General features: G+C 64.2%; 10 protein-coding genes. 3 read left to right on the plus strand and 7 right to left on the minus strand.

Annotated elements, in window-relative coordinates; genetic code table 11:
- Nucleotides 1-27 precede the first annotated feature (27 nt).
- The 5 genes from recJ to CPA56_RS08145 all read right to left on the minus strand — a co-directional run bounded on the left by recJ (nucleotide 28) and on the right by CPA56_RS08145 (nucleotide 6,620).
- Nucleotides 28-1,836 carry a single-stranded-DNA-specific exonuclease RecJ gene (gene recJ / locus CPA56_RS08125; RefSeq protein WP_182041520.1) on the minus strand — a complete coding sequence of 603 codons (1,809 nt, stop codon included), beginning with the start codon at nucleotides 1,834-1,836 and terminating at the stop codon, nucleotides 28-30.
- Nucleotides 1,836-2,840, minus strand: a complete 1,005-nt coding sequence (gene glpX / locus CPA56_RS08130; protein WP_182041521.1) for a class II fructose-bisphosphatase — start codon at nucleotides 2,838-2,840, stop codon at nucleotides 1,836-1,838. The genes recJ and glpX overlap by 1 nt, the downstream gene beginning before the upstream one ends.
- Nucleotides 2,837-4,171, minus strand: coding sequence for a homoserine dehydrogenase (locus CPA56_RS08135; RefSeq protein WP_182041522.1), 1,335 nt, complete (start codon nucleotides 4,169-4,171; stop codon nucleotides 2,837-2,839). The genes glpX and CPA56_RS08135 overlap by 4 nt, the downstream gene beginning before the upstream one ends.
- Nucleotides 4,172-4,225: 54 nt before the next feature.
- Nucleotides 4,226-5,419, minus strand: coding sequence for an LL-diaminopimelate aminotransferase (locus tag CPA56_RS08140; RefSeq protein WP_182041523.1), 1,194 nt, complete (start codon nucleotides 5,417-5,419; stop codon nucleotides 4,226-4,228).
- 223 nt (nucleotides 5,420-5,642) lie between these two features.
- Complete coding sequence (locus tag CPA56_RS08145; RefSeq protein WP_182041524.1) at nucleotides 5,643-6,620, minus strand: hypothetical protein; 978 nt, start codon at nucleotides 6,618-6,620, stop codon at nucleotides 5,643-5,645.
- A gap of 322 nt (nucleotides 6,621-6,942) precedes the next feature.
- On the opposite strand from CPA56_RS08145, the gene CPA56_RS08150 reads away from it, so the two are divergent.
- Together CPA56_RS08150 and CPA56_RS08155 are read left to right on the plus strand one after the other, a co-directional pair.
- Nucleotides 6,943-7,560: an ATP-dependent Clp protease proteolytic subunit gene (locus CPA56_RS08150; protein WP_407645674.1), complete on the plus strand. Its 618-nt coding sequence runs from the start codon at nucleotides 6,943-6,945 to the stop codon at nucleotides 7,558-7,560.
- 26 nt (nucleotides 7,561-7,586) lie between these two features.
- A complete protein-coding gene (locus CPA56_RS08155) occupies nucleotides 7,587-8,606 on the plus strand; it encodes a ferritin-like domain-containing protein (protein WP_182041525.1) in 1,020 nt (339 codons plus the stop codon).
- Between the two features lie 117 nt (nucleotides 8,607-8,723).
- Here the strand turns inward: CPA56_RS08155 and recA are convergent, their stop codons facing one another.
- The gene (recA, locus tag CPA56_RS08160; RefSeq protein WP_182041624.1) at nucleotides 8,724-9,833 is read right to left on the minus strand and encodes a recombinase RecA; all 1,110 of its coding nucleotides are present in this window, start codon (nucleotides 9,831-9,833) and stop codon (nucleotides 8,724-8,726) included.
- A gap of 93 nt (nucleotides 9,834-9,926) precedes the next feature.
- Nucleotides 9,927-11,363, minus strand: a complete 1,437-nt coding sequence (locus tag CPA56_RS08165; protein WP_326831319.1) for a gamma-glutamyltransferase — start codon at nucleotides 11,361-11,363, stop codon at nucleotides 9,927-9,929.
- 307 nt (nucleotides 11,364-11,670) lie between these two features.
- On the opposite strand from CPA56_RS08165, the gene CPA56_RS08170 reads away from it, so the two are divergent.
- Nucleotides 11,671-12,465 (plus strand): DsbA family protein, encoded by a 795-nt coding sequence (locus CPA56_RS08170; protein WP_229707569.1) that lies wholly within the window; start codon nucleotides 11,671-11,673, stop codon nucleotides 12,463-12,465.
- Nucleotides 12,466-12,470 lie beyond the last annotated feature (5 nt).

Here is a 12,470-nt window from a genome sequence, read left to right on the forward strand (position 1 = left end):
GGTTAATAGGCAGGAAAGGGGGTGGCGTCAAGCCCGTGCGGCGTCAAAAATGAAAAAAGTGAGATTTTCCCGTTCCTGCCATGTTTCAAGCCGCAGCTGCCCGGCTACATGCAGCAGGGGGCGGCTGAGGTCTTCCAGCAGGTCCGTGAAGCGTCTGTCCCCGGCCCGGAAGACAAGTCCCTTGATGCGGCTGTATCCGTCAGCTCCCTGAAGGATGACACGGAGTGTGTTGCCATCCTGTCCGATCCGGTCTGCCTTCACGCAGCGGACGTCCCTCATGGCCAGCAGGGGTTCCTCATTGGCGGGGCCGAAGGGGGCCAGCAGGGCGATCTGCCGGGCCAGGTCGGGTGTGGCTCCTTTGATGGTGATGACACCGTCCAGCAGCAGGTCTTCCTGGGGCGGAAGGGAGAGGGCGTCACTGAGGGTTTCATCCAGCAGGGCATGGAGGGCGTCGCAGCGGTCTTCGGCTATGGAAAAACCGGCAGCCATCGCATGGCCTCCTCCTGTCAGGAGCAGGCCGGACTGAAGGGCGTGTATGATGGCGGCCCCGATATCCAGACCCGTCACGGACCGGGCGGAGCCTTTCACCACACCATCCTGCAGGGCGGCGACCAGGGCAGGGCGGTTGAACCGTTCTTTCAGCCGTCCGGCCACGATGCCGACCACGCCGGGGTGCCAGTCACCGCCATGCAGAAAGATGACGGCATGGCCTGCCTCAATCTGCTTCTGGGCACGCTCCGTTGCGGCGTCCAGAATGTGGCTTTCCACGGTCTGGCGTCTGCGGTTGATTTCATCCAGTTCCTCGGCGATGAGGCGGGCTTCCGTCTTGGACCGGCTGAGCAGAAGCTGCAATCCCTGGTCCGCCTTGGCGATGCGCCCTCCGGCATTGATGCGTGGGCCAAGGGCGAAGCCACAGCTCATGGCACTGGCATTGGCTTTCACGCCCGCCACGTTGGCCAGGGCGGCCAGTCCGATCCGCTCACGGCGGTTCATCACCTTCAGCCCCTGTGCCACGAGGGCACGGTTGAGGTCCCGCAGCGGCATGACGTCGCAGATGGTGGCCAAGGCCGTGAGGTCCAGCAGGGACATGAGGTCTGGTGCGGGGTGTGCGTCGAACCAGCCCTGCTGGCGGAGGGTGCGTTGCAGGGCTATGACGGTCAGGAAGGCCACGGCCGTGGCACAAAGATGGCCCAGACCGGAATCACAGTCCAGCCGGTTCGGGTTCACGACCAGCCCCTTGGGCAGGCGCAGTCCGTCCGGTTTGTGATGGTCTAGGACGATCCGGTCGGCCTGTCCTTCAAAATGGTCCAGAATGTCGATGGCGGCCGTGCCGCAGTCCACGCAGACGAGCAGGGAGGCTCCCCGGTCCAGCAGGGATTGCAGGGCCGGAATGTTGGGGCCGTATCCTTCCGTCAGCCTGTCGGGAATGTGGGTGACGATCGTACAGCCAAGAGCGGTGAGTGTGGAACCGAGCAGGGCCGTGCCGCAGGCCCCGTCCACATCGTAATCGCCCAGGATGCCGACCGTCTCCTGCCGCTCCACGGCCGTGGCCAGACGCAGGGCCGTGGCGTCCATGTCCTTCAGGATGGACGGATCAGGGAGGGCGTCCCGCAGCCGGGGCTGGAGATAGGCTTCCACCGTCTCGGCAGAAACGCCCCGCCCGGCCAGGATGCGGGCGGCCAGCTCGGAGATGTCCATTTTCTGGGCGAGGGCCAGCGCAAGCCGGCTGTCCGTTTCCGCCAGCACGGGATGACGCCAGACCCAGCGTCGCAGTCCCGCACTCTGCCGGACATTGAGGACGGTGGTGTCAGGCTGTCTGGAGGATTCTGGAGGCATCAGGCCTTGTGAGGGTCGAAATGGTGGTAGGTTTCCATGTAGCGGATGGTGCCGCTTTCCGAGCGCATCATGACGGAATGGGTGCGGATGTAGCTGTCGGAGGGGTATTCGATCCCCCGCAGCAGGTCTCCGGACGTGACGCCCGTGGCACAGAAAAAGACCGGTCCGGCGGCCATGTCCGTCAGGCTGAGGGCCTGTGTGGGGTCGAGGTCAGGGCGAATCATGCCACGGGTGCGGGTGATCTGCGCCTCGTTCTCGAAGAGCAGGCGGCCCTGCATCTGTCCGTTCATGCAGCGTATGGCCGCAGCGGCCAGCACGCCCTCCGGTGCGCCCCCGCTACCGGCGTAGATGTCCACGCCGCTGCCGGGGAGGCATGTGGCGATCACGGCGGCCACGTCGCCATCGCTGAGCAGGCGGACACGGGCACCGGCTTCCCGTGCTCTGGCGACAAGCTCCTCATGGCGTTCACGTTCCAGCGCACAGAGGACCAGATCACTGACGTCGCATTTCTTGGCCCGTGCGAGGCTGGCGAGATTCTGGCCTATGGAGGCGTCAATATCCACCACGCCCTCCGGAAGGCCGGGGCCTACGGCGATCTTCTGCATGTAGATGTCAGGAGCATGGAGGAAGCAGCCTTTCTGTGCCAGAGCCACGACCGTGATGGCATTGGGCAGGCTGCGGGCGCAGAGGTTGGTGCCTTCCAGCGGGTCCACGGCGATGTCCATCTCCGGTCCACCACAGCCCACCTTCTCACCGATATACAGCATGGGGGCTTCATCCATTTCCCCCTCGCCAATGGTGACGGTGCCGTTGATGGCGACCGTATCGAAAGCCTTGCGCATGGCGGCGACGGCGGCACCGTCAGCAGCATTCTTGTCGCCACGGCCCGTCCAGCGGGCGGAGGCGATGGCGGCGGCCTCGGTCACGCGGGCAAGGTCCAGTCCCAGATTGCGGCCCGTGACACGATATTCATGCGGGACGTGGTGGTTCTGCTTCGCTGTCATGGGAGGTCTTCCACTTTCAGGGCCAGCGGCGTGCCATCCACCAGAGGGCTTTCCTCAAGCATGGGCAGGATGCGGCTGATATCGTTCAGCGTGACAGGGCCTGTCAGCAGGATGAGCTGCGTGGCTCCCTTCTGGGACGCATGATGGTGACCCTGTTCCACGGCGATGTCCTCATTGCCGAGGAAGGTCCTGATGTCGCTCAGGGCCGTTTCGGCTTCGGTCCCCTGGCCGAGCGTGATGCGGAGATAGAAACGGCTGACCAGACCTTCCACGGGTTCGCAGGGGATGGGGGCCTGCTCATCAACCCGGCCCCAGAGGGGCAGGCCGTGCCCACGGGCAAGGTCGATCACGTCGGCCATGACGGCGTCAGCCGTGGGGCCTTCCCCGGCACCCTGTCCGGAAATGGTGATCGGGCCACTGAAGGGACCTTCTGTCGTCAGGGCGTTATAGACGCCATTGACCTGCGCCAGTCCTGACCGGGCCGGGATGAGGCAGGGCTGCACCCAGGCTTCCACACGGTCTTCCGGCAGGCGGCGGGCCACGCCCAGCATCTTGATGGCATAGCCGAGCCTGCGGGCCTGATGGATGTCATCCGTGGTGATGCGCCGCATTCCGCTGACGGCCAGACTGTCAAAAACGATCGGGCGGAAAGCGATGGCGGTCAGGATGCTCAGCTTGTGGGCGGCGTCCCAGCCATCAATGTCGGCGGAAGGATCAGCCTCGGCATAGCCTTTATCCTGCGCTTCTTTCAGCACGTCCTCGAAGGCACGACCCGTTTCGGCCATCTCGGTGAGGATGAAGTTGCTTGTCCCGTTGAGGATGCCGCCCAGGCGGGTCAGGGCATCGGCAGCCACGCCCTCACGCACCACCTTGATGGCTGGAATGCCACCGGCCACGGCGGCCTCGAACAGCAGGGGAGCCTTGTGTGTGTGGCTGAGATGGGCCAGCTCTTCCGCATGGCGGGCCACGAGGGCCTTGTTGGCCGTCACGACGGCCTTGCCCGCTTTCAGGGCGTTCGTCACCAGTGTGCGGGCCGTCCCTTCGGCTCCCCCCATCAGCTCGACGACGACATCCACGTCAGGGTCGCTGGTCAGGGCCACGGGATCGTCATGCCAGCGGAGGCCGGAGAGGTCGATCCCACGGTCCCGGTTACGGTTGCGGGCACTGACGGCCACGACCTCGATCTTCCGGCCCGTGCGGCTGTGCAGCAGGTCCTCATGCTGGCGGAGAAGACGGATGACGCCCGTGCCCACCGTTCCGAGGCCGGCGATGCCCAGCCGGAGCGGGGATGTGGCGGAGGATGGGGCAGTGTCGTGATGCACGGAGGTCATGGGAGGCGTGGTCCTGTCAGGCTGTGACCCTGCCGGAGGCAGGGCCGGGAGGCGTTACGGTTTGAGGGCGTTGTGCTGGTTCATGAAGTTCTTGATGGAGCGTGTGGCCTGACGGAGACGCTGGTTGTTCTCCACAAGGCCGATGCGGACAAACCCGTCCCCATGTTCACCGAAGCCAAGCCCCGGTGCCACGGCGACCTTGGCTTCCTTCAGCAGGAGCTTGGAGAAGCCCACGCTGCCCAGATGGGCGAATTTGGGGGGGATCGGTGCCCAGGCGAACATGGAACCTTCCGGCGAGGGGACATCCCACCCGGCGGCGTGGAGACCACGGATGAGGACATCCCGCCTGTCCCTGTAGAGCAGGCGCATGTCCTCGACATAATCCTGCGGGCCGTTCAGGGCGGCCGTGGCGGCAACCTGCACCGGCGTGAAGGCTCCATAGTCCAGATAGGACTTGATGCGTGTCAGGGCCTGGATGAGACGGGGATTCCCGGCGGCAAAGCCGATGCGCCATCCGGCCATGGAATAGGTCTTGGACATGGAGGTGAATTCCACCGCAATGTCCTTCGCACCTTCGATGGAGAGGATGGATGGCGGTGGCTCGTCACCGAAATAGATTTCCGAATAGGCGAGGTCGGACAGGACCCAGATGTTTTCCTTCCGGGCGAACTTGACGATTTCTTTGTAGAACTCCTTCGAGGCCAGATAGGCGGTCGGATTGGAGGGAAAGTTGATGATGAGGGCCGTCGGCTTGGGGACGGAGTGGCGCACGGCCCGGTACAGGGCTTCCAGCATCGCATCATCCGGTGAGGCCGGGACGGAGCGGACGGAGGCTCCGGCAATGATGAAGCCGAACTGGTGGATGGGGTAGGACGGGTTCGGCACCAAGATGGTGTCACCGGGGCTGGTGATGGCTGAGGCCAGGTTGGCCAGTCCTTCCTTGGAGCCGATCGTGGCGATGATCTCCGTCTCCGGGTCCAGCTTCACGCCGAAGCGGCGTTCATAATAGGCGGCCTGGGCCTTGCGGAGGCCGGGAATGCCACGGCTGACAGAATAGCCATGCACCCGGGGGTTGCGCAGCGTCTCGGCCAGCTTGTCGATGACATGCTGGGGGGGAGGGCTGTCCGGGTTGCCCATGCCGAGGTCCACAATGTCTTCCCCGGCGGCCCGTGCGGCGGCCTTGGCTTTGTTGACTTCAGCAAAGACATAGGGCGGCAGGCGGCGAATCTTGTGGAACTCTTCGGTCATGACACTCAATCAATCAGCAGGACGGGGGCTTCATGGGCTCCACCGGAGTAAAGGGTGTCCCGTCCCGGGCAGGTGTTCCCGTACGGGTGGGCATCCCATGTTTCATGAGGCAGGCCGGTCCGACAAGGGGCTTTCACCATAAAAGGTGGAAAATTTCCCCTTCTTTTTCATGCCGTTCCCCGTCAGGCCGTGGCGGAAAGGCCTGACGGAGCCGGGTAAAGTTTCAGTGAGTGGCGGCTTTTCCGGGCCGGACGTTCATTTCGTAGGAAACACGGACACCGTCACCGATGGCCTCGCCCGTCAGGCGCATGTCAGCCTGCGGGACACCGAGGTGGGCCAGCTGCTGGGCGACGGCCCTTGCCCGCAGCAGGGCAAGGCCGATCTCATGGGCCTGTTCATCGGGGGAGAGGCCGCTCTGGGCACTGAGGGTCGTGCCGAAACCACGGATGAGCAGGCGGTGATGGCGGCGGTGCGCCACGATCTGGGTGAAGGTGTCGGTCTGGTCGCCGTCCAGATGATCCGTGTCTGCCTGAAAGCGGACGAGCGTTCCGGCGGGGGTGGCCCTGTCAAAATCCGGAATGACGGGCAGGATGGTGCGGGGCAGTGTGAAGCCGGGGAAAAGCAGGGGCCGGGGGGGCTGGCCGGGGTCCGGCAGCACGATGGGCAGGGCGTGGGAGATGGGCTGATATGTCAGGCTCGAGCCACCATCGGAAGTGATGGCAGGGTCCGCTTCACGGCTCTGGCGTACGGCAGGTGCACTGGCGGCCGGACCGGAGCTGCTGCTCCCCAGGGTCATGGAGCCACCGTTCTGGGGACGGGGAGGTGGCGGATTGACCATGCCGACAGGCAGGGCACCGCCGGAGGCGGCGACCCGCTGGGAATAGTTGCGGTCCTGTTCCAGCCGATTCGTGATCATGGCCCGGGCATCCGCACTGGGGAATTCCGGCGTCGTGGTGGGGATGAGGGTGATCTTGGGAGCTGGCCGGTCATAACCCGGTGTCGGGGGGTGCAGCTTCGTGATCTCCCCGCCGAAGATGTCGTGCGTGATGTCCCGTGTCGTGTCGATGGCATCACGGTGCTGGCAGCCTGCGGTGAGCAGGGGCAGGGCCAGCAGGCAGAGACCGAGCCTGAGGAGGCCGGGACGACGTGTGGCGGAGGCGGAAATGATGTGGAAAGAACGTCTGGAAAGGCTGAGTGTCATGGTCCGGCGTGCAACAGGGGCAGAGAGGGGGCAGGGCCAAAACAGGAAAGCCCCAGAATGGAACGGTGAGCCGTCAGAATATGTGTCTCTTCTCCCGGACGCAATTCCTTACCGGGAAAGAAAGGGAGAAAAAGGGTCCTGATTTTATCGCTGGAAACGATGAAAAAGCTGCATGGAAGGGCGTTTTTATGGCTTGGCAGAGAGGGCAAGCAGGGGCAGGATAAGCACCATGATGACATATGATGAACGCCACAATCATGACACTGCCCGCCACAGGGCTTCTTCCCCTGCCGAAGGGGCTGTCCGGCATGGTGCCGCCATGATGTATCCTGTCATGGAAGATGAGCCGGAGGAAGCTGGAGCGGAGGACAGGAAGTCCGGCCCCGCACCGGAGGTGGAACGTCACCTTTTCGAACAGCGCAAGGTGCTGATCTTTGGTGGGGTGAATGACCGCATGGCCCGTGACATCACGGGGCGGCTGCTGGCTCTGGCCGGAGAATCGGACAGACCGATTGATGTTTATGTCAATTCTCCCGGTGGCCATGTGGAAAGTGGCGACACCATCCATGACATGATCCGCTTCGTGGATTCCGTCGCTCCAGTTAACATCATCGGCACGGGCTGGGTGGCCTCCGCCGGTGCGCTGATCTTTGCGGCGGGGCGGCCGGAGCGGCGCGTGTGTCTACCCAATACCCGGTTTCTGCTGCACCAGCCGATGGGCGGCGTGCGGGGACCGGCGACCGACATTGATATCGAGGCCCGCGAGATCATCAAGATGCGCGAACGTCTGAACAGGCTTTTTGCGCATGAAACAGGACAGCCCTACGAGAAGGTGGCCCGTGACACGGACCGCAACTACTGGATGTCGGCGAAGGAGGCGGTTGCGTACGGGCTAGTCAGTCGCATCATTTCGTCGGCAGCCGATCTCGAGCAGGGCTGAGTCCTACAAGGAAAAGGAGCCTTATCGTGAGCGATGCACGTAAAGCAGCCGGGAAGAGCTCTCTGGCAGACATTTACTCCCACCTGCCGGACAGCCCTTCGGAGAAAACTCTGGAGCAGGTGGACTATGATGCCCGCCACTGGAGCAGCCCCGTCAAGGGACCGCTGAAACCGGGCACGCCGGAACACAAGAAGGCCATGGCCGACATGTTCCGTGACACGTTCAATCCCTACAAGCCGTCCGTCATCCCCTGGCCGGAGCTGGACCCCGAGACGCTGCATCGCATCACCTCCCTGCCGATCTGGGACATTGCCGTGCAGACCGAGGGCAAGGCCCGCCTCCGCATGGCCGCCTATGCCGACATGCTGGAAGACCCGGATGTGAAGGACGCCATCGCCCGCAATGCGTGGGAAGAGAACCGCCACAAGGAGGTTCTGGCCCGCATGGTGGAGCATTACGGCATCCCGCTGGCTCCTGAAGACCCCTACATCGAACCTCGTGACACGGAGTGGGCCTATCTGGTGACAGGCTTCTCCGAGTGCTGGGACAGTTTCTTCGCCTTCGGTCTCTTCTCCCTTGCCGAGAAGGCGGGCCTGTTCCCGATGGAGCTGATCGAGACATTCGAGCCGGTCATGCAGGAGGAATGTCGCCACATCCTGCTGTTCGCCAACTGGCTGGCCTATCATCGGGCGGTGATGCCGCTCTGGCGTCGCCCGTGGTTCGAGATGCGGGTGATCGGCGTGCTGTTCTTCCTGCTCTATGAGCGTCTGAGCCTCGTCCGCAGCTTCGACGATGATGGCGTGGAGCATACGCAGGACAACAACTTCACCGTGACCGGTGCGCAGAGCATGACGGACAAGCAGGTCGACTTTGTCGAGCTGATGGAGCTGTGCCTCAAGGAGAACGAGCGTCGCTTTGCCGGTTATGACCCTCGGCTGCTGCGCCCGCAGATGGCTCCGTTTGCAGCCCGCATGGCGTTGGGTGGTGTCAGGCTATGGCGTCGCCTGCGTGGGCAGAAAGGTGCCGAGGCCCGGCAGGCTGCCTGAGCCTCTGGCCAGTTTCAGGCCAGACAGAAAAAACCCCGTTCCGTCATGTATGGAGCGGGGTTTTTCATGACCGGCGGTCACCGTCCCGACCGGGACGGTGCTGGCCCTGATGGTGGATCAGCCCTTGCGTTTGCTGCTGGAGCTGCTGCTGTTCAGGGGCAGTTCGTCGGAGGCGGAGCTGGCATCATCAGCGTCATCGGCTGATTCGCCTGCCATCATGTCCTCGGCGATGACACCGGCACCCTGCCGGACCCGTTTTTCGATCTCTTCCGCCATTTCCGGGTGTTCACGCAGATACTGCTTGGCATTTTCCCGGCCCTGGCCGATGCGGGTGCTGTCGTAGGAGAACCATGCACCGGATTTCTCCACCACGTTGGCCTTCACGCCGAGGTCCAGCAGCTCGCCCATCTTGCTGACACCCTCGCCATACATGATGTCGAATTCCACCTGCCGGAAGGGAGGAGCCATCTTGTTCTTGACGACCTTCACCCGTGTCTGGTTGCCCACGACCTCATCCTTGTCCTTCACGGAGCCGATGCGGCGGATGTCCAGACGGATGGAGGCGTAGAACTTCAGGGCGTTGCCGCCCGTCGTGGTCTCCGGGTTGCCGAACATCACGCCGATCTTCATGCGGATCTGGTTCAGGAAGATGATGGTGGTGTTGGAGCGGGACACGGAGCCTGTCAGCTTCCGCAGGGCCTGGCTCATCAGGCGGGCATGGAGGCCGACATGGCTGTCGCCCATGTCCCCCTCAAGCTCGGCCTTGGGCACGAGGGCGGCCACGGAGTCCACGACCAGAATGTCGATGGCCCCGGAGCGTACGAGCGTGTCGGCGATTTCCAGAGCCTGCTCCCCGGCATCCGGCTGGCTGAGCAGGAGATTGTCGATGTCCACGCCCAGCTTGCGGGCATAGATGGGGTCAAGCGCATGTTCGGCATCAATGAAGGCCGCCGTGCCGCCTTTCTTCTGGGCCTCGGCCACGGCATGGAGGGCCAGCGTGGTCTTGCCGGAGCTTTCCGGCCCGTAAATCTCGATGATGCGGCCCCGTGGCAGCCCACCGATGCCCAGTCCGATATCCAGTCCCAGCGATCCCGTGGAAATGACATCCACCTGCTCCTTGGGCCGCTGGCCCAGCCGCATGATGGACCCCTTGCCGAAGGAGCGTTCGATCTGGCTGAGTGCGCCTTCCAGTGCTTTGCTTTTCTCTGCGTTCTTGTCTGCTGACATGGAGACCTCGTGACTGTCATGCTCCGGGTTGTGGAGCGGTATGTGGCATTCAGGCTGGGGCCGGACAGGCTCCATGCCTGCCCGGTCCGTCCTTCATTTGGATGTCTTGCGGGTCGTGACCGTCTGGGCACTCAGCCCCATTCCGTTGGGTGCGGCCCGTCCCGTGCACTGGCTGCCGGAGCAGATGATGCTGTTCAGCTGCCCCGTTCCCGTGGAGGCGGTGACGGGCTGCCCCTGCGTGAGCTGCCGCAGCGCATCGGCGACAATCTGGGCGGCGTCATTCTGCCCGGAAGCGGCCAGAATGGCCTGCATCCGCTGGCGGGGTGCATCCAGGATGGCCGCACTGAGGAGCGGGCGGGGATAGAAACGGGGTGCCCCGGCCAGGATGACGCCCGTGCTGCCTGCCAGACGGCCCGTGCCGAACAGGTTGTTCTCGGTCAGGGTGCAGGCCACGCTCAGGCCACGCCCGTCCCGCACGACGAAGGAGGTGGAGGCGGGCAGGGGCGGCAGGCCACTGGCATCACTCTGGCCGGAGGCCATGAATATCTGGCCTTCCTGAAGGGTCTTCTGCCCCGTGCGCCGCCATGCGCTGATGGCGTTCTCGGCCCGCAGGTTCTGGCGGAAGGCCATGGCACTGCCCAGTCCGCCATCAGCCGGTGGCGCAAGAAAGCTGAGGCGGTAGGCCCCGCTGGTGAAATGCAGGGCGGATGTCTCGCCCGGCAGGGAGCGGCGGAGATCATCCCGTGTCAGGGAAGCCCCGGCCCGGTTGGCCTGCGTGACGAACACGTCGGAGAGGGCACCGGTATAGAGGTCCCCGACCCCGACCAGCTTCAGGCGGGACAGGAAGGAGGTCAGGCGTGGCTGGGTCAGCTGGTCACCTTCACCCATCGGCACGTCGGTGCCGTTCCTGCCGAAGAGGTTTCTCATCCCCTCGTTGCAGAAAAGCGGTCCCCTGACGGCGGCGATGTCTGCGGCCAGCTGGCGGCTGACGGTGATGCCCTGCTGCCCTAGGGTGATGGCCGGGTCGATCGTGTCACCAAGCTGGACGGAACCGTAACGGAGATTGAGCAGGAACAGCCCACGGGCCGTCATGGGCACGGCGGCGGGGCGGTCTCCGCCCGCACCCGTACCGTCAACGGGCAGGAAGGAGAGGCTCTCGGCCGGCTGGCCGGGACGGGAGACGAGACAGGCACCCCCGCCACCCAGAGAGGCACGGGATGGCAGCGTGACGGACAGGGCGAAGGCGGTGGCCGTGGCCGCATCGGCGGCATTGCCACCACGGGCGAGAACGTCACGGCCGATCAGGGCGGCCTGTGGCTCGTCGGCGACGACGATGCCCGTGCCGTTCCTGACGGCAGGCGTCGTCGGTCCGAACAGGTGATGCTTGAGGCTTCTGCCACTGGAGCAGGCGACGAGGCTGGTACCCAGGAGGCTCAGGGAGGCCAGCAGGCTGAGCCTGCGTGCCCACCGGGGGGCTGGTCTGTCAGACAGGCAGGGATGATGGGGGGTCTGGCTGTCATGCTTTACCACGGTGGCAGCTCTCCAGTGTTTCAGGTCGCAACTAACAAGGTCATGGGGCAGGGATGGCGGGAGCCGCAGGCAGCTCCCATGCCCAGGCATCATAGCGTTAAACTGCCGGGGAGGGGAGGGCAAGTCCGTATCTGGCGGTTTTAACCGCTCCTTCATGCTTGGGCTGTAAGCCTGAGAACAGGTTTCCGGGCCTCTCCCGGCATGACAGGGCTTCAAAAACGGGCGGGTTTGCTGTTTAACGGAGCTGGTTGCCGGGGCCGCCCTGTCAGGGCGGGGACCGGAGAATGCAGGTTGCAGATGGGCCGTGATGATCGGCCCTGTGGAGGATACGGCCATGAAGAACCATGTGAAGTCATTGTCTCTGGCGTTGATGGCCGGTCTTTTCATGGCGGGGCCGCTGTCTCCCGGCGTGGGGCAGGCGGCGGATGAGGAGGTCTTTACCGCAAGGCAGCGGGCGGCGATCGTGCAGATCGTCCGTGAGGCCATGAAGAATGATCCGGGCATCCTGTCTGATGCCATCCGGTCCATGCAGCAGCAGGCCAGTTCCCAGCAGGAAGCCCATGTGAAGGCGGCCGTGCGGGCCAACTGGCAGGCCCTGTCCACGGCTCCCTCCTATGCCGTGCGGGGCAACACGCAGGGGCAGGTCACGGTCGTGGAATTTCTGGACCCGCGCTGCACCTACTGCCGCCGCATGGCCCCGGTGGTGGACCAGTTCCTTGCCAGACACCCGGATGTCCGGCTGGTGGAGAAGGTCATTCCCGTTCTGGGTGATGCCAGCCTGCTGGATGCACAGGCCATCTATGCGGCAGCCTTCCAGGGGCAGTATGACGCCATGCGCCGCCGCCTGATGGAGGAGACGGCCAGGCCCAGCCTGGAGCATCTCCGTGATGTGGCAAAGAGCCTGAAGCTGGACGTGGCCCGCTTCGAGAAGGACCTGAAGGGGCAGGCCGTCATGGGGCTGCTGACGGCCAATCTTGGTCAGGCCCAGAGCGTGGGCGTGCAGGGGACGCCGACCTTCCTGTTCGGTCAGGCTGCCGTGGCACCCGGTGCGCTGGGCATGGAGCAGATGGAGCAGTTTCTCGAGGCAGCCCGCAAGGGGTGATCCTC

The organism is Bombella mellum, assembly GCF_014048465.1.
In the GTDB taxonomy this organism is placed as follows: domain Bacteria; phylum Pseudomonadota; class Alphaproteobacteria; order Acetobacterales; family Acetobacteraceae; genus Bombella; species Bombella mellum.

Excerpts from the sequence above, each read along its gene's own strand:
- recJ (WP_182041520.1), bottom strand. The coding sequence starts at position 1,836 with ATGCCTCCAGAATCCTCCAGACAGCCTGACACCACCGTCCTCAATGTC.
- glpX (WP_182041521.1), bottom strand. The coding sequence starts at position 2,840 with ATGACAGCGAAGCAGAACCACCACGTCCCGCATGAATATCGTGTCACG.
- CPA56_RS08135 (WP_182041522.1), bottom strand. The coding sequence starts at position 4,171 with ATGACCTCCGTGCATCACGACACTGCCCCATCCTCCGCCACATCCCCG.
- CPA56_RS08140 (WP_182041523.1), bottom strand. The coding sequence starts at position 5,419 with ATGACCGAAGAGTTCCACAAGATTCGCCGCCTGCCGCCCTATGTCTTT.
- CPA56_RS08145 (WP_182041524.1), bottom strand. The coding sequence starts at position 6,620 with ATGACACTCAGCCTTTCCAGACGTTCTTTCCACATCATTTCCGCCTCC.
- CPA56_RS08150 (WP_407645674.1), top strand. The coding sequence starts at position 6,943 with ATGTATCCTGTCATGGAAGATGAGCCGGAGGAAGCTGGAGCGGAGGAC.
- recA (WP_182041624.1), bottom strand. The coding sequence starts at position 9,833 with ATGTCAGCAGACAAGAACGCAGAGAAAAGCAAAGCACTGGAAGGCGCA.
- CPA56_RS08170 (WP_229707569.1), top strand. The coding sequence starts at position 11,671 with ATGATCGGCCCTGTGGAGGATACGGCCATGAAGAACCATGTGAAGTCA.